The following is a 21,774-nucleotide window of genomic DNA, read 5'->3' on the forward strand; positions in this document are numbered from 1 at the left end:
CAAAGGATGGATAGTAAAAAAATAATGGAAGCGTCTGGCCAGGATTCATCACCGATTGCGCTTCTTTTAGGAATTGATCAACATCCGGTGCAAGGTTTTTTTCTCCTATATATCGTCATTACGATTTTATCGATTATTGTTTATAAGCTAGGATTTGCAAAAAAGCTGCCCATATTAAAGTCAGCAGTCATTTACACGTTTTTGGTAATCGGCTGCTTTCCTTTAACATTGTTCGGAATTGGCCTTCCAGTTGCGGAAGGACTAATTGTCGCAGCGTTAATTCTGATCATCTACAAAGTGCGGCTTTATCAAAGCAAGAAAGCAAAAAACCGAAGCATGGGTTAACATGCTTCGGTTTTTTCAAATAAGAAGTATAAGCGGGTGTTTGTGCTTTCTTATTACCATTCATTTTCTTTTGCCGGAGAACGGTATAATATAAAGTTTCCAGTCGCTTTTCGATCGTTCGTTTTATTTGTGATTCTTTCATGGCATGGATCGCACATGTACGTATGAATGGGTCGATTGCGCAGCTTTTTAGCAATTGCGCTAAGGTCATCAAGTGTATGAATGGTGTCGCAAAGTACGCATTTTACACGCATTTTAACCACCTCTTTCTAAATGAATTATACCATTTTTCATCTAACGGGCACCACTTAAAAACTCCTGAGGTTCTCCCAGGAGTTTTTAAATCATTTTCTTTTTTCATTTTCCTTTTGAATCTTTTTCAATTGTTTATCGTCTTTGCCTGACAGTTGTTTGTCATTCGTTCTTGTTGGTGAAGGATTCGGCGCCATAAGATCAGGAGGGACTTGTGGCATAAGCCGCCCGATAATTTCGGCAAGCTCTTTTGTAATTCCGCTCACAGGCCGTCCTTTTTGAATGTCGCGTCCCATGTTTTTTAACCTTTGGACAGTATCCGGATCCGCAGTGACCACGGCATTTGCTCCATACGGATCTTTCTTTAATGCTTCCGCTACCGTATATTTAATGGAACCGACTCTCGATTTATCAAAATTTTTATCAACATCGATACCGACCACGGCATACCTTCCGAGAACGATCGCTGTTGCATCATTCACGCCCGGAATTCCGGAAACTAGCTGAACGAGATGTTTTGAAACTTGCGGTGATGTTTTTGGCGATTGGTTTCGTTCATAATTGACGCTTTGTTTAACGTGCACTTTACCTGCATAGTTCTGTTGTTCTGCCCCTTTATTCGTATTGCAGCCAACCAGAAGAGAGATAATGGCGGCGGCTGCACAAATGCGAAATGTATTCAACGAAATTCATCCTTTCATAGAGCAAATCTTTTCGGTTATTTTTTGTGAATTCTTCTATCTTTATTCAAGTATTCATACTATGAACTATAGAGTTAGTCCGTATATCCGATTTGATGCGAAAAAGAAGGATAAAACTAGAAGTCAGGAGGATGTATTTTGAGTAAAATATATGTCCTGGATACAAATGTCTTATTACAAGATCCTTATTCCATTTTTTCCTTTGCTCAAAATGAAGTCATTATTCCGGCGGTTGTATTGGAAGAAGTGGATTCAAAAAAAAGGTATATGGATGAAGTGGGGAGAAACGCACGCGAAATTTCACGTTTGATTGATAAATTACGGCATAAAGGAAAATTGCATGAAAAGATCCCGCTCGATAATGGAGGCATCTTGCGTGTGGAATTAAATCATAAATCGTTTCATCGTCTTCAGGAAGTATTTGTGGAACATACTAATGATAATCGAATTCTTGCGGTTTCATTAAATTTGTTAAATGAAGAAAAAAGCAAAGAACAGGGAAAAGAAGTCATTCTCGTCAGCAAGGATGTGCTCGTGCGTGTCAAAGCTGATGCGTTAGGAATACAGGCGGAAGATTTTTTAAGCGACCGGGTTGTTGAACGTGATGATCAGACCTATTCGGGATATAAGGAAATTTATGTGAACAGTGAAGTCCTCAATAAATTTTTTGAAAAGCAGGAACTGCAAACGATTGAACTTGTTAATCATTCTTTTTGTCCGCACCAATTCGTGATCATGAAAGATTTGTACAGAAGTTCCGTTTCAGCTCTCGGGAAAGTAGATGCGACCGGGAAAAAAGTAAAGCCGCTTTTGTTTGATTCTGATCCTGTATGGGGGATCCGGCCACGAAACGTCCAACAAAAAATGGCGATGGAACTGCTTCTGGCAAAAGACATCCAGCTTGTCACTTTAATTGGGAAAGCCGGAACAGGGAAAACATTGTTAACCCTGGCTGCAGGACTCATGCAAACGGAAGATTTAAAAAACTACATTAAATTGTTTATCGCCCGCCCGATCGTCCCTGTAGGAAAAGATATCGGCTATTTGCCCGGGGAAAAGGAAGAAAAACTAAAGCCATGGATGCAGCCGATTTATGATAATCTGGAGTATTTATTTAATACGAAAAAACAAGGGGAATTAGAAAAAATTTTAGCAGGGATTGGCTCGATCCATGTTGAAGCGTTAACATATATTCGCGGCAGAAGTTTGCCTGAACAGTTCATCATCATTGATGAAGCGCAAAATCTCACGAAGCATGAAGTGAAAACCATTTTAACAAGGGTTGGGGAAGGCAGCAAAATCATTCTGCTCGGAGACCCTCATCAAATCGACCATCCTTATTTAGACGAATTTACCAACGGCTTAACATACGTCGTTGAGAAATTCAAGCATCAAGGAATAAGTGGACATGTTCGCCTTGAAAAAGGAGAGCGTTCTACGTTAGCCCAGCTGGCGGCAGATTTGCTTTAAATTTAAAATTTTTTTAACGAAAAAAGTAACACTCGATGGAAAATCGAGTGTTACTTTACAATGAACCCTTTAATATTTTTTATCGGGTTGTCTTTATTCCTGCCGTCGCCATAATAAAAATGAACCGGACCATCTTCTTTTAACGGCTTTCCTTCTTTTGAAAATGCAAGAATTGCTTCCATTGCTTCATCGAGCGGAACTTCAATAGAAGACCCTTCTGTTTCTAAAACAACATATTTTGCTCCGGCTAGCGGTTCAGCATTTTTTAAAAAAGGCGCGAAAGGAATCCCGAATGAACCGGTTAATAGCGTTTCCTTTAGGTACGTTTTCGGTTGTTTATTCTCATTATTTTCAGGCAATCGTGCCCCTTCTTTAATTTCCCGGTCCCAGTGGCTAGAAACATCTTTTAAATATTTTTCGTCACTGTCGTCTAGCTTTCTTCCGTTTAAAAAAACGGTGTCCATGTCAATCTTTCTATCATCAAATATCCATAAGCCTGGATCTAAAGTAATGGTATATTTTACATTGCCTTTGATCATTAGAATGGAACTCATATGTATCACCTCTAAAACATCATACCATAAAATTGGCGTACGCCGTAAAATGTTGATTTTTTAACATTAAAAGGCTATATTTAAAAGTAGAATAGTTAGGGGGAGAACGGAGGGATGAAATTGTCACCTGAGATGGCAACAGGACATAGCGAAAAAGCTTACGAATTGCTAAAAGCAGATGCTGAAAAAATCTTGAAACTCATCGAAGTACAAATGGAAAATTTAACGATGCCGCAATGTCCCCTCTATGAGGAAGTACTTGATACGCAAATGTTCGGTTTATCCCGAGAAATAGATTTTGCAGTACGCTTAAAATTAGTGGACGAAGAGGCCGGTAAAGAATTGCTGGAATCATTAGAGCGAAAATTGTCCGCGCTTCATGAAGCATCGATAAAAAAGTAGCACGATAACTCAAGCCGTTTTGAAGCGGCTTGGGTTTTTTTATTTTCATTACATTTATGTGTTTTTACTTGTAAGCGCCACGCAAATATTTTAAATTTATACTACGTACATACATGAAATTTGACACAAAGGAATGTTCCTATGATTAAAAAAATGTTTAAATACTATGATTACAGTTTGATCGTGGCCATTTTAACGGTATGCGGATTCGGGCTGATCATGGTATATAGTGCGAGTAGCATTTACGGATTAATAAGGTACGGTGTCTCGAGCGACTACTTTTTTATGAAGCAGCTTATTTTTTTTATTGTCGGGCTTATTTGTTGTCTGGTGACGATGATTGTACCCTTTCACATCTATAAAGGATGGCTGAAATTTATCGTTTTTGGATCCATAATTGTTCTAGGGTCGGTATTTTTATTCGGGAAAGTTTCGAATAATGCCCAGAGCTGGCTTAAATTCGGGCTTTTAGGTGTTCAACCGTCTGAATTCGTAAAGCTTGGCATGATTATTTACTTATCCGCCATATTCTCAAAAAAACAGGACCGGCTAGACCATTTTGGGACAAGTGTAGTTCCGCCGTTAATTATTTTTGCCGTCGTGTTCATCCTTATTTATTTACAGCCTGATTTAGGCACGGCCCTGATTCTCGCTGGAATTACGGGCATCATTGTTTTATGTTCAGGCCTTCGAAAAAGGCACATTTTATTGTTGTTGGCCTTTACGCTTGGAATGATGTTATTAGGAAGCCAGTTTTTATCGAATAATCAGAAGATGCGCTTTGCGGGTGCCTATCATCCGTTTGAACATAAGAGCAAATGGGGCTATCAGCTCATTCAGTCATATGTCGCAATGGCATCAGGCGGCATAAATGGAAAGGGCCTTGGCGAAGGCATTCAAAAATATGGGTATTTGCCTGAGCCTCATACCGATTTCATTATCGCTGTAGTTGCTGAAGAATTAGGCTTTTGGGGAGTTTTATTCGTAATAAGCCTTTTAGCATTTATCGTCATTAAAGGGTTTATTATTGGAATCCGCTGTAAAGACATCTATGGAAGTTTGCTTGCGTTCGGGATTTCTGGCATGATCGGTATTCAAACCGTTGTCAATTTAGGAGCCGCTTCCGGATTGCTTCCGATCACAGGCGTTACATTGCCATTTATTTCATACGGAGGTTCTTCGCTTATCCTATCATTGCTTTCTGTCGGCATTTTGATCAACATTTCATGCTATGTCAACCATAAACGGAAAAAAGACAGGCTTGAATCCCCGGCGATCCAAAAGCCGTATTTAGTGACAAAGGCAAAATAATGAATGGCGGAAATTTTCAGTTACTTTACTCCTCTAAAAATGTTAAACTTTAATAATAGATAGATAAATAAAGCCAAAACATACAAAAGGAGAGGAACCAAATATGACGCTTCAGCCAATTAAAAAAATTCTAGTTGCAAATCGCGGAGAAATTGCTATTCGTATTTTCCGAGCCTGTACAGAATTAAATATCCGAACTGTCGCTATTTATTCTAAAGAAGACTCGGGTTCCTATCATCGCTATAAGGCGGATGAGGCTTACCTCGTGGGTGAGGGAAAAAAACCAATCGATGCTTATTTAGACATTGAAGGGATTATTGAAATTGCAAAAGCGAACGATGTTGACGCCATTCATCCTGGCTATGGGTTTTTATCCGAAAATACGGCATTTGCTTCACGCTGCCGGGAAGAAGGAATTATTTTTATTGGACCAGAAGTTGAGCATTTAATGATGTTTGGCGATAAAGTACAGGCAAGAGAACAAGCGATCAAAGCGGGGCTCCCCGTTATTCCGGGCTCCGAAGGGCCGGTGAAAAGCCTTGAGGAAGTGCAGGATTTTGCCCGCCAGCATGGCTATCCGATCATTATTAAAGCATCGCTTGGCGGCGGCGGCCGTGGGATGCGTATCGTAAGAAGCGATAATTCGCTTGCAGAAAGCTACAACAGGGCGAAATCAGAAGCGAAATCGGCATTTGGCCATGATGAAGTGTATGTTGAAAAATTTGTCGAGAGACCGAAACATATCGAAGTTCAAATTATCGCCGATAAGTCAGGAAATATCGTTCATTTATTCGAGAGGGATTGCTCCGTTCAACGCCGCCACCAAAAAGTGGTTGAAGTCGCTCCAAGCGTTTCCCTTTCGGAAGAATTGCGTTTAGAAATATGTCAGTCAGCTGTTCAATTAATGAAAAATGTAAATTATTTGAATGCGGGAACAGTTGAGTTTCTTGTAACGGAAGAGGGAGACTATTATTTTATTGAAGTCAATCCACGGGTTCAAGTCGAGCACACAATTACGGAAATGGTGACTGGAATTGACATTGTGCAATCGCAAATTTTAATTGCTGAAGGGCATTCTTTACATGGTCCGAAAATTGCCATTCCAAAGCAAGAAGATATCCATTGTACCGGTTATGCCATTCAATGCCGGATTACGACAGAAGACCCAAGCAACAATTTTATGCCAGATACAGGAAAGATCATGGCGTATCGCTCAAGCGGAGGATTTGGCGTAAGGCTTGATGCAGGCAACGGTTTCCAGGGAGCGGTTATCACGCCATACTATGACTCATTATTAGTTAAATTATCGACGCAGGCACTTTCATTTGAACACGCAGCGGCGAAAATGCATCGTAATTTAAGAGAGTTCCGTATTCGAGGAATCAAAACAAATATTGCATTTTTGGAAAATGTAGTCACTCATGAGCAATTTTTATCAGGCAATTACAATACGTCATTTATTGATACAACGCCAGAGCTTTTTGTATTCCCTGAAAGCAAAGACCGCGGCACGAAAATGCTTTCGTATATTGGTTCAACGACAGTCAACGGCTTCCCCGGTTTAACAAAGGTAAAGAAACCGGCTTTTGATAAACCAAGAATTCCGAAAATTAAACATTCTGAGCCAATTCCGACAGGCACGAAGCAAATTTTAGAGGAACGTGGGGTATCGGGATTAGTTCAATGGATTAAAGCTCAGGAGAAAGTGCTTCTTACGGACACGACATTCAGGGATGGGCATCAATCGCTATTGGCAACACGTGTGAGAACGAATGATTTATTGCACATTGCGGAGCCTACAGCAAAATTATGGCCATCGATGTTCTCGCTTGAAATGTGGGGCGGGGCAACGTTTGATGTCGCCTACCGATTTTTAAATGAAGATCCGTGGGAGCGTTTAACGAAATTGAGGAAACAAGTGCCGAATCTTCTTTTCCAAATGCTCCTCAGGGCATCGAACGCTGTAGGTTACAAAAACTATCCTGATAACGTTATTGAAAAATTTGTAGAAAAATCGGCGGAAGCTGGAATTGATGTGTTTCGTATTTTTGACAGTCTCAACTGGGTAGAAGGAATGAAGGTGGCGATTAATGCGGTTCGCGAAAGCGGAAAAATTGCAGAAGCCTCCATTTGCTATACGGGAGATATTTTAGATCCATCAAGAACGAAGTATACGACAAATTACTATATCGACATGGCAAAGGAACTTGAGGAGGCAGGAGCCGATATTTTAGGCATTAAAGATATGGCCGGGCTTTTAAAGCCTGAAGCGGCATATGAACTCGTTTCCCGATTGAAAGAAGCTGTAGATCTTCCTATCCATTTACACACGCATGATACGAGCGGCAATGGTGTCTATACGTATGCAAAAGCGATTGAAGCGGGAGTTGATATTGTCGATGTGGCCATCAGCTCAATGGCCGGTCAAACGTCACAGCCATCTGCCAACTCGCTTTATTATGCCCTCTCCGGTAATGAAAGACAGCCAGATGTCGATATCAATGCGCTGCAAAGCTTAAGTAATTATTGGGAAGATGTAAGGAAATATTATGAAGGCTTTGAAACAACCATGAAAGCTCCGGATCCCGAAGTGTATGTCCACGAAATGCCGGGCGGTCAGCTTTCTAACCTTCAGCAGCAGGCGAAGGCGGTTGGGCTTGGCGATCGCTGGGACGAAGTGAAACGGATGTACCGCAGGGTCAATGATATGTTTGGAGATGTAGTTAAAGTGACTCCATCATCAAAAGTCGTTGGTGATATGGCGCTCTTTATGGTGCAGAATCAGTTAACAGAAGATGATGTGTATGAGAAAGGGGAAACATTGGACTTCCCGGATTCTGTCATTGAATTTTTCCAGGGGTACATCGGACAACCTTATGGAGGATTCCCAAAAGAGCTGCAGCAACTTGTTTTAAAAGGGCGTGAGCCGATTACACGACGTCCGGGAGAACTGCTTGAGGCGGCGGATTTTATTGAAATCAAAGAGACGTTATCACACAAGCTAAACCGAAAAATTTCAAGCTATGACGTCCTTTCATATGCTTTATACCCAAAAGTGTTCCTGGATCGTGAAAAAATGTTTAACAAGTTCGGCGATGTTTCCGTGCTGGATACACCAACATTCTTTTATGGAATGAGGCTCGGTGAAGAAATTGAAGTAGAAATCGAACAAGGTAAAACATTGATCGTCAAACTTGTTTCGATCGGCGAGCCTCAAGTTGATGGAACAAGAGTCATTTATTTTGAATTAAACGGACAGCCGCGTGAAGTCATCGTAAAAGATGAAAACATTAAAACGGCGGTTGAAGCTAAACGTAAGGTCGATCCGACGAATCCGTCGCATATCGGAGCAACAATGCCGGGAACGGTTGTAAAAGTGCTCGCGGAAAAAGGCGAAAAAGTGGCAAAGGGCGATCATCTGATGATTACAGAAGCTATGAAAATGGAAACGACCGTTCAAGCGCCTTTTGATGGAGTGGTAAAAGAAGTCCATGTGAAGAACGGAGAAGCCATTTCTCCTGGCGATTTATTGCTAGAACTCTCAAAATAAAAAAGCGCACCCCGCGCTTTTTTATTTTGAGTATCATTTGCAAGTAAATACAAATACTACAAGAGGTTGTTCAAAAAGTCCGGGAAACATTGCCGGCGAATTTCTGCGTCAGCGCGGCTCTAGCTCCTCACATATTAAGGCGAGGATGTCCGTGTGCCTGCGTCTACGAGCTTTGCTCTGTAGAAGGCTTCCTCGGCACAAGGCTGCATGGAAGCAACCCAGCGTAGTTGCCTTGCTCGGAGGCTACGTTTCCTTGAACTTCTTGGCCCTGTTTGTCCTCCTTTTTGAACATGCAGTTGAAATAGATTTATCGAATTTGTCGAAAAAGAAAGCTTCACAAATTTGTTAAATTTAAAACTGGTAATAAATCTCCAAGAATAGTACAAATAATATAGGTCTATGTCAATCAGAGTCGAAGTATACAAAGCCCTTAAATTGTTTTATAATGTTAAAGGACCTTTCAAATCTGTCTATAAAATTACACATTTATAATGGTTGAAAAAGTAGGCAGATATAGCTATTGATTTTTGTTTAAAGGGGGTGTTAACGATGAGCAAAACAGAGACGACGTATGAAGCAGCGAATACAGTCGTGGAACATGCCTCGTTATCAGAAAGTAAGCCTACGGGGACGTGGAAGGACTTTTTTACGGTTGCAAAAATGGGGATTGTTAATTCAAACCTCATTACTGTCTTTGCCGGTGCATTTATTGCCATTCGATATAATGAATTGTTGTTTTTAGATAATATATGGAAATTAATTTTGGCCATTGTCGGATCTGGACTCGTAATGGCCGGTGGATGCAGTTTGAACAACTTCATTGATCGCGATATTGATCATCTGATGGAACGGACGATGTCAAGGCCGACCGTCACTGGAAGAGTAAGTTCCCGGCAAGCCTTATGGTTCGGAATTATTTGTTCAGCTTTAGGAACCGTGCTTCTTGCTCTGACAAGCTTAACCGCTGCGGTATTTGGCTTAATTGGTCTATTTGTTTATGTCGTTGTTTATACGATGTGGCTAAAGCGTACACACTCTATCAATACGGTAGTCGGTGGCATTTCCGGGGCCGTCCCTCCACTAATCGGATGGGCCGCAATCGATCCGGTAGTTGACATGCAAGCATGGATCTTGTTTTTAATCATGTTTCTCTGGCAGCCTCCGCACTTCCTGGCACTTGCAATGAAACGCTGTGAAGAATATCGCAAAGCGGGAATTCCTATGCTGCCGGTTGTCGCGGGATTTAAAATGACCAAACGACAAATCAACTGGTATGTTGCAGCATTGATTCCTGTATCTTTATATCTCTATTCGTTCGGAACAGTCTATATTATCATTGCTTCACTGTTAGGGATTGGTTGGCTCGCTCTCGGTTTAATAGGAATGAAAACAAAGGACGACATTAAATGGGCTAGAATGATGTTCGTCTACTCATTGAATTATTTGACGATCCTATTTGTCGTTATGATTCTTGTCAATATATAATTTTTTATACAATCCGAAAGTGGTCACTTTCGGATTGTATAAAACCCTTTGTTTTTTTACATAAAGGTCTTTAATGGATTTGCTATTTACTGATTCATGATAAAGAAGTCTTATTCTTTGTCAGATAAGTCAGTTTATAGATACTGTAGAGAACTACAACGAGAAAGTGGGGTTTTATGAAGTGATGAAAAAATGGCTGCAAAAAGGACGGCTTGTTCCTCTGTTTGCCATGATGGCGTTTATGCTGATGGGGTGTGGAGACCCGACAATATCAACGCTTAATCCGCAAGGGCAGGTCGCGAAAGACCAGTACTCATTAATGGTTTTAAGTATCGCCATAATGACGCTTGTTCTGGTAGTTGTATTTCTAATTTATATTATCGCATTATTCCGATTTAGAGCGAAAAAAGGCGATGATTCCATTCCTAAACAAGTGGAAGGCAATCATCTTGCTGAAATCACGTGGACGGTTATCCCTATTATTTTGCTTATAATTCTTGCCGTCCCGGGAGTGTATGGCACGTTTAAAGCAAGTGCAGGGGATAAGGCTCCGAAAAATCAAATTGATTTAAAAGTGACAGCACATCAATTCTGGTGGGAGTTCGAATATCCAAAAGAAGGTGTCGTGACTTCACAAGAACTGGTACTTCCAAAAAATACGAAAGTGCATGTGGAATTATCTTCTCAAGATGTTTTACATTCTTTCTGGATTCCTTCATTAGCGGGTAAAACGGACACGAACCCCGGTGATGGAACGAAAACATACACCTGGCTTGAAACTGGCAAAACAGAACGAGTTTACAAAGGTAAGTGCGCCGAGCTATGCGGGGCTTCCCATGCATTAATGGACTTTAAAGTAAAAGTCGTCTCTGAAAGCGAGTACAAAGACTGGTTAACGAATATGAAGAGTGCAACGGCCAAATCTACAGCTGATACAGCAGCCGGGCAAAAAGTCTTTAAGCAAAACTGCATGTCTTGCCATGCCGTTGGAAAAGATGGCGGAAACACCGCGCCAAACTTAACCGGATTCGGTGACAAAGAACGAATTGCTGGAATTCTTGACCATAATAAAGAAAATTTAAAGAAATGGATTCACGATCCGCAAAAAGTGAAACCGGGCAACAATATGCCGAAATTTGGCGGCAAGTTAAGCGATGAAGATATTGACGCTGTTGCTGACTATTTAATGAGTCTGAAGCTGAAGTAATCGTGCTTTAAAAAGGAGGGTAAACCTGTGTCTACTATTGCAAGTCACAAAAAAAGAAGTGGGCTGATGGACTGGCTTACGACTGTTGATCATAAAAAAATTGGTATTATGTACCTGCTTGGTGGTCTTTTCTTCTTTTTAATCGGTGGAATAGAAGCTCTTTTCATGCGTCTTCAGCTGATTAAACCAGAAAATGATATGTTTGTCGGCGAAACATTTAACCAGTTGTTGACGATGCACGGTACAACAATGATTTTCTTTGCGGCAATGCCGATTTTGATCGGATTTATGAACTGTATCGTTCCGTTGCAAATTGGTGCGCGTGACGTTGCGTTTCCGTTTTTAAATGCTTTAGGTTTTTGGATGTTTTTATTTGGCGGCATTATGCTTAACTGCGGCTGGTTTTTAGGCGGTGCGGCTGATGCTGGTTGGACGGCGTATGCTCCATTATCAACGACAAGTGCCGGACATGGAGTCGATTTTTATATTTTAGGTTTGCAAATTTCAGGTGCCGGAACATTAATGGGTGGGATTAACTTCCTCGTTACAATCATTAATATGCGTGCTCCTGGAATGACATTTATGCGCATGCCATTGTTTACCTGGACATCATTTGTTGCTTCACTATTAATTTTGTTTGCATTCCCGCCGCTTACAATCGGCTTGTTTCAATTAATGTTTGAACGTGTGTTTGATGCAAACTTCTTTAATGCCGATAATGGCGGTAACGCGATTATTTGGGAACACATTTTCTGGATTTTCGGACACCCTGAAGTGTATATTTTGATCTTGCCAGTATTCGGAATTATTTCTGAAGTAGTTTCAACATTTGCGAAAAAACGCTTATTTGGCTATAGCTCCATGGTTTTTGCAACCGTTTTAATCGGATTCCTTGCCTTCATGGTTTGGGTTCACCATATGTTTACCGTAGGGCTCGGAGCTGTGCCGAACTCCATCTTTGCCGTTGCTACGATGGCAATTGCCGTTCCGACGGGGATTAAAATCTTCAACTGGCTATTTACGATGTGGGGCGGCAAAATGAAATTTACAGTTGCCAATGTTTGGGCACTATCCTTTATCCCGACGTTCGTTATGGGTGGGGTAACAGGTGTTATGCTGGCAATCCCTGCAGCAGACTATCAATACCATGATTCATATTTTGTCGTTGCTCACTTCCACTATGTCATTGTCGGTGGAGTAGTTTTAGGAGTATTTTCTGGACTATACTACTGGTATCCAAAAATTTTCAACCGTAAATTAAATGAAAAATTAGGATTCTTGAATTTCTGGTTATTCTTTATTGGTTTCCATTTAACATTCTTCCCGCAACATTTCTTAGGATTATTGGGTATGCCACGTCGTGTATTTACATACTTGACAGGACAACATTGGGACACGATGAACTTTATAAGTACGATTGGCGCACTCATGATGGGACTTGGTGTTATTGTTCTTGCGGTTAATATGTTAATTTCGATTTCGTCTAAGTACAAAGTAACATCTGGAGATCCTTGGGACGGAAGAACATTAGAGTGGGCAATTCCAACTCCTACTCCGGAATATAACTTTGCACAAACGCCGCTCGTTCGCGGTCTTGATCCCCTCTGGGTGGAAAAATCTGCAGGTAATAAAGAAATGACTCCTGCTGAACCTGTTGGAGATATTCATATGCCAAACGGTTCAATCTTGCCGTTAATTATGAGCATCGGTTTCTTTATTGCTGGTTTTGGATTTATTTATCATCATTGGCTCGTTGCAGGAGTAGGTATTGGTATTGGCTTAATTTGTATGCTTCTACGTTCCGTTATCGATGACCACGGATTCCATATTCATAAAGAAGAAGTGGAAGCCGATTTAAGGGGGGTTAAAGCGTAATGAATCTGAGCAAACGTTTTACAGATACAAACATTCCGGAACATCCCGAGAAGGCAACCCTCGAAGGTAAAAATAAGTTTGTTGGCTTTTGGCTCTTCCTTGGAGGAGAAACGGTACTTTTTGCTACATTATTTGGAACGTATTTAGGGCTTCGGCATATGCACGGAACCGGGCCGACTGCAAAGGAATTATTTCAGCTGCCAACGGTATTCCTTGCAACGATGATCCTTTTAACAAGTTCTTTAACAAGTGTCTATGCCATTTTGGCAATGAAACAAAATAAAATCCGTGCCATGCAAGGCTGGTTTTTCATTACGTTGCTGCTCGGCCTGGCTTTCCTTGGATTGGAAATTTATGAGTTCAATGAATATGTGCATGAAGGGCATACTTTTACTAAAAGTGCTTTCAGTTCTTCGTTTTACACGCTAGTCGGTTTTCATGGAGGACACGTATTATTTGGCTGTTTATGGCTCATTTCGCTTTTAGTGCGAAACTGGTCAAGAGGCCTTAACCTTTATAATGCGCCTAAGTACTACTTGTTTGCTTTATACTGGCACTTTGTAGACGTAGTATGGGTATTCATTTTCACCGTTGTTTATCTTATGGGGAAGGTGGGTTAAGAGTGGCTGAACACCATCATACAGAGGTTAGCAAGACTGAATTATTACAGCGCAAACTTGAGATCAAACAAGAAAGAAAGCAACATACGATTTCATTTGTTATGATGATTCTTTTGACGATTATCGCATTCTACGCAATTTGGAGCGATAAAGTCCCAAATACGTTTGCTGTTTTGTTCATTCTCGTCCTTGCGATTGTGCAAGTATTTTTCCAACTATATATTTGGATGCACTTAAGTCATAAAGGGCATGAGTTTCCAATTTTAGGCATTGCCACTGGAATACTTTGTGCTGCTGTAACCGTCGCTGGAATTGCGGCAATGATTTGGACGACTTAAATTTTAAAATGGCTGCGACAATTGCAGCCATTTTTTCCTATTGAACAAATCTACTTTCCATTCAGGAAGGAGTTAAAATAGAATGCATCATCATGGACTTTACCACCATTTAAGCGATTATGGATTTGTTGCTCTTTATGGACCGGATATTCTTTTATTAGCCATTGTTTTAGCTGTTGTATACTTTAAATATTTCGTGCCCAAAGGTGTAAAAACATCTCAGAAAGTATTATTTATCTTGGCTTTAATTTTCATGTATATCGCTGAAGGAAGCCCATTAAGCGTTCTAGGTCACCACTTTTCCTTTACGGCTCACATGGCGCAAATGGCGATTATGTACCTTGTTTTTCCGCCACTTATTATCCTTAGTTTACCGGTGTCGTTTTATAAAACAATATTAGAAAAAGAGAATGGATTCACCCGGTTTTTTCGGGCAGCGACGAAACCGCTTATCGCACTGGTTAGCTTTGTGATGCTATTTTCGTTCTATCATATTCCGGGCATTTTTGATTTTGTAATGGCGAATATGCCATTAATGACGCTCTATCATATGGTTTTGCTTCTTGCTTCGTTTATAACATGGTGGCCAGCATTATGTCCGGTAGAGGAATATGATGATATGTCAGGGATTAAACGGATTGCTTACATCTTTGGAAGCGGGCTCTTGTTAACGCCAGCGTGTGCGTTAATTATGTTTGCCAATCGGGTCCTGTTTACGACATATATGGATGCACCAAGAGTATTTTTTGGTATGTCGCCATTAGAGGATCAAATTGCCGGCGGGGTCGTCATGAAAATTATGCAAGAATTTGTTTATGCGGTTATTCTTGGCGTTATATTCTTTAGATGGGTAAGGCGTCAGAAAGAAAGGGATGAAGAAGAAACGGCAAGAATTGAAGCGAGCATCCTTGCATTTCAAAACAAACATTAAATCGAGCGATATTTTTCGCTCTTGCTTTTTCGGAAAAGAAAATCCCCCTTTTCACTCCGGAAAAGGGGGATGCTTTATTCAAGGTCCTCTTTAACTGCGTTTAAAATTTTTCTGCAACGGTCAACAATTGCTTTCGGAAATTCTTCATCATACTCCACACCGTGAGGATAATAGTGCTTGCCTAAATAAGGTGTCAAGATCTCAACTTTCGCATGCGGCTGTTCCGTAACGCCTTCAATCACCCGGCACGGAACACGTAAGTAATAAACATCGCCATTTGTCATGTCTTCGAATTTATAATCGTATGTAATTCGCTCATAATCCCATTGGCCAGCTCGGATGATTGCATGCTTATGCATAATATGTTCGAGAAAGGAAAATTGAAAAACTTTCCCGGTCAAACCAGTGTCTTCGAATTTCATGTTGAAACCTCCTACAATTTCGTATGTATCCTTATTTATTAATGATAGTAGAAATGAGTAAAATAAGCAATCTTTGTCACCATTTATTCTGTAATTTCTGTTTAATGATCTATTGAATAATATGCGTAATATTAGCGGAAACTAGTTAAGAAATCATGAAAAGGAGGACATAAACTTGCAAAAATTAAGCGACATTATGACTAAAAATGTAAATGTGTGCTCACCACAAGATAACGTATACGAAGCTGCGCTAAAAATGAAAGAAGACAATGTAGGTGTAATCCCGATTTGCGATAATGAGCAGCTGTTAGGCGTTATTACTGACCGTGACATTGTCATTCGCGCTGTAGCAGATAAAAAGCCAGGCTCTACAAAAGTGACTGACATTATGAGCAATGAGAAGTTGGTTAAAGCGGGTCCTGATATGACCGTTGAAGAAGCGGCATCTTTAATGTCAAAACACCAAATTCGGCGCTTGCCTGTTGTGGAAAACAACAAATTAGTAGGGATCGTTTCATTAGGGGATATCGCTGTTCGAAAAGAATCAGATTCTAAAGCAGGTTATGCATTAAGCGAGATTTCGGAACAACATGGACAAATTCAGCAATAAAGCGCCTATTGAAGGTGCTTTATTGTTTTATGTTGAAATATATATTAGTACTAAGGGGTTGGATCTTTTTGCTTACAAGTTCCTTTACGTTTACAATGGATATTAAGTTGGTTGAAGGGAGCTGTTCATTTGAAAAAAATTATCGTTGCCATTATTGTTCTTATTTTAGCTTTATTTTGGTTATTGGACATCAATATATTTCCTTCGACTGAAAAAAGCATTATTAAGCACGAACAAGTGAAGCCTGAAATCAATAATCCGCCCTTAAAAGTTCCGGCTTCGAGCGTGGCAAAATTAATTGGCCAATCGAAAGATGAGTTAATTAAAAAGCTCGGAGATCCCGTGCGAATTGATCCTTCTTCTTATGGATACGATTGGTACATATATTCTCAAAATCCAAATACATATATGCAAGTAGGCGTAAAAGATGAAAAGGTCATTACGATCTATGCGATTGGCAAAAAACTACCGATAAAGCCATTTGCGATTGGGGAACCATCAACTAAAATTTTGCATCATATTTCTGTAACAAGCGATGTAACAGTTAAGGACAATGATAATTTTTACCGGTTTGAGCTTTCCGAAGAAGAAATGAATGTACGGCCACTTGTAAAAGTGGGGAATATTTGGATTCAATTATATATAGATAAATTTACCCAGCGGCTTTCCAGCATTCGTTTCATGACGAAAGATGTTTTGTTAATGCAGCGGCCTTATTCCATTGTGTATCGTGGGGAACTCATGAATCCACCGGAGTATTCCGATGAGGAAGAACGATTAATTGAACAGGCAGAGGAAAAGCAAATATTAGATGTCACAAATGTTATTCGTTTAAGACATCATTTAAAACCGGTCGTCTGGCATGAAAAAGCGGCGGAAGTCGCTTTTTCCCATAGTAAAGAGATGGTGGAAAAAAATTATTTCTCCCACGTTTCTCCTACTGAAGGTGATCTTGCGAATCGATTCAACAAAGCCCATATTAAGTATACAGAGGCTGCAGAAAATATAGCGGCAAATTATACCGATGGACCTGCGGCGGTTGAAGGATGGCTAAATAGTGAAGGACATCGAAAGGCGCTTTTAAATAAAAATTATACTCATTTAGGTGTTGGCGTATATAAGAAAGACTATACCCAGAATTTCCTTACTCCATAAAAAGGAGAACGTTATTCGTTCTCCTTTTTATGTATGACGAAAAACGTTCCTGTCGCAAGAGCAACAAGCTGGCCTTCATCACCAAACACTTTTCCTTCCGTTACAATCATTTGTTTGCCGCGATGAAGAACTTTTGCTTTACATGTCAGCTTAGAGCCCATTCCAGGTGAAGTAAAGTTGATTTTCATTTCTGATGTAACCGCTGCTTGATGGAGTTCAAGATGTCGATTGGCTGCCGTTCCCATTGCCGTATCGAGTAAGGTTGCAGTTAAGCCTCCGTGTACAATGCCGAGGCTATTGGCAAGTAGTGGAGTAATGGGAACGCTTATTTCTATCGAATCATCATCCATTATTTGAGTAGTCATGTCCATTAATCTGGAAATATAAGTGGAGGACGTGGATTCGCGTTTTTGAATCAAACTGTCCAACATAATCGACAAAATTTCTCTTTCCTCATTAGAAGCATTTGCTAAAAAGTATTCAATGTCTTTTTGTAGAGCCATCATGGATTCCTTCCTTAATTTTGGTTTGAATTTATTTTATCCATAGCCGTAAATCATTTGCAAATAAAAAATAGGCGCACCTTTTACTAGGCGCTAATGTATCATGTATTAGGTGCATGTAGCTTTAATGGCAGCTAGGGGTGATGAAATGAAAAAAGATATTGAGGAGTTTAGACAATTTGTTCTACAACATCCTAAGCTGATACATGAAGTCCGGGCAAAAAAACGGACATGGAAGGAAGTGTATCAGGACTGGATTGTCCTGGGGGATAAACATGAAAGCTGGAACCAATACAGAGCTTCTAGAAAAAAGAAAACCGTTCAAAATGAGAAGGAGGCAGTTAACAAAAAAATAGACGTGCAACAGGAAAACGATAGTAAAGATAAAAAAGGAAAAACACTTGGCGATTTTTTTTCAATAATCCGTGAGGTAAATATTAGCGACCTGCAGCAACACATCGGGCAAATAAGCGGGGCGATAGAAGAAATCCAACGTTTATTGTCTTATTTCCAATCCAATCAACCGGCATCTAATGAGCGGCAAACTGAAACACATAGCGGAAGTCACCCATTTCATAAAGATTAGAGGATGAGGCGGTAATGAGGAGAGAAATTATTGAATATTTAAGTACCCGTCCGGATTTAAAATATTTTATGAGGGAACAGCCAAATTGGTATCGAGAGTTGACCCGTAACCCTGCGTCCATTGAGAAACTTGAAGAAGATGCGAAAGTATTTTTTGGCAGAACTTTTGGCCAACGGATTGACCGTTTTCATCAACAGGTGAAAGGCCTGTCCCTTTTATTAGATTTTATTGGAATGATGGGGGAAAACGGCTAAAACCTATAGGATTCTATAGGTTTCTACTTTGGATAAAAAAAGGACATGCTGCAAAAAATAAACCATAAGTTAAATAATTTCGAAAGAGCAGTTTACTAAATTTTAATTATGTTAACTAAATGCATCTGCTCTTTAAGGTGGTTTATTTTGATGAAAAACATCATTCTTGCACTATTCACTGTGTTAAGTATAACAGAGTGCAATCAACAACATGATATGGTTAAAGGACAAGAAGTGGCAATTGTACACAAACAGATCAAATGGACGGTAAATTATTCAGTGAAAGGAAATAAAGTATATGTCGATTGCTTTATACCCGGGTTTTCCTTTATTGGAAGTAATCCGAACGATCCCGATTATGAAGATGGACATATTGCTGTAAAAGTAGATGGAAAGTTCAAACAAAACGTATACCAATCCGCTTTTGTACTGGAAGAATTGCCGAAAGGTGTTCACGTATTGACATTGGAATTAAAAAGAAAAAATGGATCTTCATACGGGGTCTCTAAAGAGTTGCAAGTTCTTATCAAAACACCTTGATCGATATGGTCAAGGTGTATTGCCTTTTATCATTGTACATAATTCGCTATAATAGAAAGTATACAATTAAGGCAGGGGGTGATTGGATGATAGGAACAATTACGAATACTGAACTTTTAGATGAATCCTATCTTCTTGGCAAAATGATAGCCGAATCCGAGTTAGCTGCCCGATATCGAATGTGTAAATTTGAATTAGAGCAAGATAAGCGTGCTCAAAAACTTATTCGCCAATTTACCGACATGAAGGAACGGTATGAGGAAGTTCAACGATTTGGGAAATACCATCCTGATTATAAACAGGTGTCAACTGATATACGGGTTTTAAAAAGAGAGCTTGATTTCCACGAGACGATTGCCAATTTTAAAAAAGCGGAAAAAGAGCTTGAAACGTTATTAATCGAATGCAGCATGCTGATAGCAGGCAGTGTTTCTAAACATATTAAAGTCCCAACGGGCAACCCGTTTTTTGATTCAAGAAGTTGCAGCGGTGGGTGTGGTTCTGGCGGTAGTTGTGGATGTCAATAAAAGGGCCTTTGTGAAAAGGTCTCTTTCCTATTGTACCAATGAAAGGTTCATGCTAGACTTAACTTAACATTTTAAAAGGAGCACGACCTATGATTGGAAATCGTTTAGGGCTATCGGTTTATTTATATTCGCTTAAGTTCTCGAAGCAACTCAGACGTTATGGAAATGTTCATTACATATCAAAACGTTTAAAATATGCCGTTATTTATTGTGATGGTTCAAAAATCAATGAAATTGTTGAGAAATTGGAATCATTGCATTTTGTAAAAGAGGTAAAGCGCTCGTTTAAACATGAATTGAAAACAGTGTATGAAAGTAAAATTCCTGATAAAGCTAAAGAATATGATTATAAAATGGGGATATAGCTAAGCGCTATATCCCTTATTACGTAAGAGGAGGAATTAAATAATTTAACCGTAAAATCCCAATAAGATAATGGTAGAAAAGCTCTTTTTCCTGGAACTCGCTAGACGGCTTAACTTCAAAAGCGATAATTTCTTTTTGAAGCTCTTTTGCAAGAATTTCGAACAATTCATACCTTTTTGATGGCAAAGGAATGCCCTCGCGACACATGTATAAAGGTTGGAATTCGCCTTCTTCAGTAGGTGCGAGGACAACGACAAGCGACGTTTTTACTTTGCCGCCGATAGTTGTTTGCAGGCTGAGCAAATGTTTTAATCGATGTTGATTGTTTCTAGCAATTTCAATTAATTCATATAAGTCCGAATATCCTTCCCCAAGTTCGATAAATCGTTGAATCATATAATTGCTCCTTTCTACTCAAAATGTAACATAAAAAGAGCAGAAAAAAAATCCCCGCAAAACTCTTTGCGGGGTGCCTTTACTTATAAGTGAATTACCGTTTCACTTAAATCTTCAAAGGCGATGGGAGAGGAGAAACCGGAGGAAGAACTTATGGGGAAAAGTAAGTCTTCTCCGCGGTTGGCAACAACATCGGTAATCGATGTTGTTAAATCTAGTATGACCAGAGCGGGACAATATATACTAAAGAATAGAAAATTATTCTTTAATTGTGTTAGGATTAATGGGGAAAATTACATAAAGGTGAGGACGAAATGAGAGTTATATCTGGAGAATGCAAAGGAAGGGCGCTCAGGGCGGTACCCGGCCAGTCGACCCGTCCGACTACGGATAAAATAAAAGAATCGATGTTTAACATCATTGGACCTTATTTTAATGGGGGGATTGGCTTAGACTTATACGGCGGAAGTGGGGGACTTGGAATCGAGGCTTTGAGCCGCGGGATGGATCTGTTTATTTTTGTCGATAAAGATATAAAAGCAATCGAAACGATAAGAAAAAACATCGATCAATGCAATTATTCATCAAAAGCTGAAGTCTATCGAAATGATTCCCAGAGGGCTTTGAAAGCACTTAAAAAGCGTGCTATTCAGTTTGACATTGTGTTTTTGGATCCCCCCTATGCGAAACAAAGAATAGAAAAAGATATAGAGATGCTTGATCAGTTTGAATTGCTGACGAAAGACGCTCAAATTATAGCCGAACATGACGGTTCGATCGTTCTTCCTGAAAAAATTGGCCGTCTCTATAAAGTTAAATCCGAACTTTTTGGCAAGACAACGGCAATCTCATTTTATAAATTCGATGCGGGCAGGTGATACGATTTGAAAAAAATAGCGGTATGTTCAGGCAGTTTTGACCCGGTTACGCTTGGCCATCTTGATATTATTGCACGCGGGGCGAAAATTTTTGATGAAATTATTATTGTCATTGCGACTAACTCAAGTAAAAAGCCTCTTTTTTCGGTTGAAGAAAGGATTCAATTGCTCGTAGAATCAACGAAAGAGTTGCCGAATGTTCGAGTGGACTCATTTAGCGGACTTTTAATCGATTATGTTCAAAAGGTGGGGGCAAATGTCATACTCCGTGGACTTCGAGCCGTTTCTGATTTTGAGTATGAAATGCAGATTGCTTCGATTAATAAGAAGTTAAATGAAGACATTGAAACATTTTTTATGATGACAAATAATCAATATTCCTTTCTAAGCTCAAGTATTGTAAAAGAAGCTGCAAAATATGGCGCTAACGTGTCAGATCTTGTTCCTGAACCGGTAGAAATCGCGTTAAAAGAAAAATTTTCAAGCCTTCGTTAAA

At 39.8% G+C, this 21,774-nt stretch carries 25 protein-coding genes and 1 pseudogene; 20 read left to right on the forward strand and 6 right to left on the reverse strand.

What is annotated here, in order from left to right; genetic code table 11:
- The first annotated feature begins 24 nt into the window (after positions 1–24).
- Positions 25–345, forward strand: a complete 321-nt coding sequence (locus WD019_RS00965) for a YlaH-like family protein (RefSeq protein WP_026676011.1) — start codon at positions 25–27, stop codon at positions 343–345.
- 53 nt (positions 346–398) lie between these two features.
- On the opposite strand, the gene WD019_RS00970 is transcribed toward WD019_RS00965, so the two are convergent.
- Positions 399–599 (reverse strand): YlaI family protein, encoded by a 201-nt coding sequence (locus WD019_RS00970; RefSeq protein ID WP_026676010.1) that lies wholly within the window; start codon positions 597–599, stop codon positions 399–401.
- A gap of 90 nt (positions 600–689) precedes the next feature.
- On the reverse strand, positions 690–1,280 hold the full coding sequence (locus WD019_RS00975) for a YhcN/YlaJ family sporulation lipoprotein (RefSeq protein ID WP_026676009.1): 591 nt from the start codon (positions 1,278–1,280) through the stop codon (positions 690–692).
- A gap of 153 nt (positions 1,281–1,433) precedes the next feature.
- On the opposite strand from WD019_RS00975, the gene WD019_RS00980 reads away from it, so the two are divergent.
- Positions 1,434–2,768 (forward strand): PhoH family protein, encoded by a 1,335-nt coding sequence (locus WD019_RS00980; RefSeq protein WP_154657876.1) that lies wholly within the window; start codon positions 1,434–1,436, stop codon positions 2,766–2,768.
- Between the two features lie 50 nt (positions 2,769–2,818).
- On the opposite strand, the gene WD019_RS00985 is transcribed toward WD019_RS00980, so the two are convergent.
- Positions 2,819–3,322 (reverse strand): hypothetical protein, encoded by a 504-nt coding sequence (locus WD019_RS00985; RefSeq protein ID WP_026676007.1) that lies wholly within the window; start codon positions 3,320–3,322, stop codon positions 2,819–2,821.
- Positions 3,323–3,442: 120 nt separating this feature from the next.
- On the opposite strand from WD019_RS00985, the gene WD019_RS00990 reads away from it, so the two are divergent.
- From WD019_RS00990 to WD019_RS01030, 9 genes are all read left to right on the forward strand, one after another.
- Positions 3,443–3,724: a YlaN family protein gene (locus WD019_RS00990; RefSeq protein ID WP_026676006.1), complete on the forward strand. Its 282-nt coding sequence runs from the start codon at positions 3,443–3,445 to the stop codon at positions 3,722–3,724.
- 141 nt (positions 3,725–3,865) lie between these two features.
- Positions 3,866–5,035, forward strand: coding sequence for an FtsW/RodA/SpoVE family cell cycle protein (locus WD019_RS00995; RefSeq protein WP_026676005.1), 1,170 nt, complete (start codon positions 3,866–3,868; stop codon positions 5,033–5,035).
- Between the two features lie 103 nt (positions 5,036–5,138).
- Complete coding sequence (gene pyc, locus WD019_RS01000; RefSeq protein ID WP_425710398.1) at positions 5,139–8,585, forward strand: pyruvate carboxylase; 3,447 nt, start codon at positions 5,139–5,141, stop codon at positions 8,583–8,585.
- 549 nt (positions 8,586–9,134) lie between these two features.
- On the forward strand, positions 9,135–10,070 hold the full coding sequence (gene cyoE, locus WD019_RS01005; protein WP_026676003.1) for a heme o synthase: 936 nt from the start codon (positions 9,135–9,137) through the stop codon (positions 10,068–10,070).
- 184 nt (positions 10,071–10,254) lie between these two features.
- Positions 10,255–11,277: a cytochrome c oxidase subunit II gene (coxB, locus tag WD019_RS01010; RefSeq protein WP_026676002.1), complete on the forward strand. Its 1,023-nt coding sequence runs from the start codon at positions 10,255–10,257 to the stop codon at positions 11,275–11,277.
- A gap of 27 nt (positions 11,278–11,304) precedes the next feature.
- A complete protein-coding gene (gene ctaD / locus WD019_RS01015) occupies positions 11,305–13,152 on the forward strand; it encodes a cytochrome c oxidase subunit I (protein WP_026676001.1) in 1,848 nt (615 codons plus the stop codon).
- Positions 13,152–13,772, forward strand: a complete 621-nt coding sequence (locus WD019_RS01020; protein ID WP_425710399.1) for a cytochrome c oxidase subunit 3 — start codon at positions 13,152–13,154, stop codon at positions 13,770–13,772. Before ctaD ends, WD019_RS01020 begins: the two co-directional genes overlap by 1 nt.
- Positions 13,773–13,774: 2 nt before the next feature.
- Positions 13,775–14,110, forward strand: a complete 336-nt coding sequence (locus tag WD019_RS01025) for a cytochrome C oxidase subunit IV family protein (protein WP_026675999.1) — start codon at positions 13,775–13,777, stop codon at positions 14,108–14,110.
- An 82-nt stretch (positions 14,111–14,192) separates the two neighbouring features.
- Positions 14,193–15,041, forward strand: coding sequence for a cytochrome c oxidase assembly protein (locus WD019_RS01030; protein WP_051291181.1), 849 nt, complete (start codon positions 14,193–14,195; stop codon positions 15,039–15,041).
- A 74-nt stretch (positions 15,042–15,115) separates the two neighbouring features.
- On the opposite strand, the gene WD019_RS01035 is transcribed toward WD019_RS01030, so the two are convergent.
- Positions 15,116–15,463 (reverse strand): YugN family protein, encoded by a 348-nt coding sequence (locus tag WD019_RS01035; RefSeq protein ID WP_026675998.1) that lies wholly within the window; start codon positions 15,461–15,463, stop codon positions 15,116–15,118.
- Positions 15,464–15,638: 175 nt separating this feature from the next.
- Between WD019_RS01035 and WD019_RS01040 the strand changes: the two genes are divergently transcribed.
- Together WD019_RS01040 and WD019_RS01045 are read left to right on the forward strand one after the other, a co-directional pair.
- A complete protein-coding gene (locus WD019_RS01040; protein ID WP_026675997.1) occupies positions 15,639–16,073 on the forward strand; it encodes a CBS domain-containing protein in 435 nt (144 codons plus the stop codon).
- 129 nt (positions 16,074–16,202) lie between these two features.
- Entirely contained in the window at positions 16,203–17,228 is a 1,026-nt protein-coding gene (locus WD019_RS01045) for a CAP domain-containing protein (protein ID WP_026675996.1), read from the forward strand.
- An 11-nt stretch (positions 17,229–17,239) separates the two neighbouring features.
- On the opposite strand, the gene WD019_RS01050 is transcribed toward WD019_RS01045, so the two are convergent.
- Positions 17,240–17,734, reverse strand: a complete 495-nt coding sequence (locus WD019_RS01050; protein ID WP_425710400.1) for a PaaI family thioesterase — start codon at positions 17,732–17,734, stop codon at positions 17,240–17,242.
- Between the two features lie 145 nt (positions 17,735–17,879).
- On the opposite strand from WD019_RS01050, the gene ylbD reads away from it, so the two are divergent.
- The 5 genes from ylbD to WD019_RS01075 all read left to right on the forward strand — a co-directional run bounded on the left by ylbD (position 17,880) and on the right by WD019_RS01075 (position 20,003).
- A complete protein-coding gene (gene ylbD / locus WD019_RS01055) occupies positions 17,880–18,317 on the forward strand; it encodes a spore coat protein YlbD (protein WP_026675994.1) in 438 nt (145 codons plus the stop codon).
- Between the two features lie 14 nt (positions 18,318–18,331).
- Complete coding sequence (locus WD019_RS01060) at positions 18,332–18,571, forward strand: YlbE-like family protein (RefSeq protein WP_026675993.1); 240 nt, start codon at positions 18,332–18,334, stop codon at positions 18,569–18,571.
- Positions 18,572–18,721: 150 nt separating this feature from the next.
- Complete coding sequence (locus WD019_RS01065) at positions 18,722–19,111, forward strand: hypothetical protein (protein ID WP_425710401.1); 390 nt, start codon at positions 18,722–18,724, stop codon at positions 19,109–19,111.
- 86 nt (positions 19,112–19,197) lie between these two features.
- Positions 19,198–19,638, forward strand: coding sequence for a YlbF family regulator (locus WD019_RS01070; protein WP_026675992.1), 441 nt, complete (start codon positions 19,198–19,200; stop codon positions 19,636–19,638).
- An 89-nt stretch (positions 19,639–19,727) separates the two neighbouring features.
- Positions 19,728–20,003: a YlbG family protein gene (locus WD019_RS01075; RefSeq protein WP_026675991.1), complete on the forward strand. Its 276-nt coding sequence runs from the start codon at positions 19,728–19,730 to the stop codon at positions 20,001–20,003.
- Between the two features lie 19 nt (positions 20,004–20,022).
- Here WD019_RS01075 and WD019_RS01080 read toward each other — a convergent pair whose 3' ends face one another.
- Positions 20,023–20,400 (reverse strand): DUF7147 family protein, encoded by a 378-nt coding sequence (locus tag WD019_RS01080; protein ID WP_026675990.1) that lies wholly within the window; start codon positions 20,398–20,400, stop codon positions 20,023–20,025.
- A 305-nt stretch (positions 20,401–20,705) separates the two neighbouring features.
- Between WD019_RS01080 and rsmD the strand changes: the two are divergent.
- Positions 20,706–21,278 (forward strand): annotated as a pseudogene (gene rsmD, locus WD019_RS01085) (16S rRNA (guanine(966)-N(2))-methyltransferase RsmD); the annotation flags it as partial.
- A 6-nt stretch (positions 21,279–21,284) separates the two neighbouring features.
- Positions 21,285–21,773 carry a pantetheine-phosphate adenylyltransferase gene (coaD, locus tag WD019_RS01090; protein WP_026675988.1) on the forward strand — a complete coding sequence of 163 codons (489 nt, stop codon included), beginning with the start codon at positions 21,285–21,287 and terminating at the stop codon, positions 21,771–21,773.
- The last annotated feature ends 1 nt before the right edge of the window (position 21,774 follow it).

The organism is Fictibacillus sp. Mic-4, from assembly GCF_049843615.1.
GTDB lineage: Bacteria > Bacillota > Bacilli > Bacillales > Fictibacillaceae > Fictibacillus_A > Fictibacillus_A gelatini.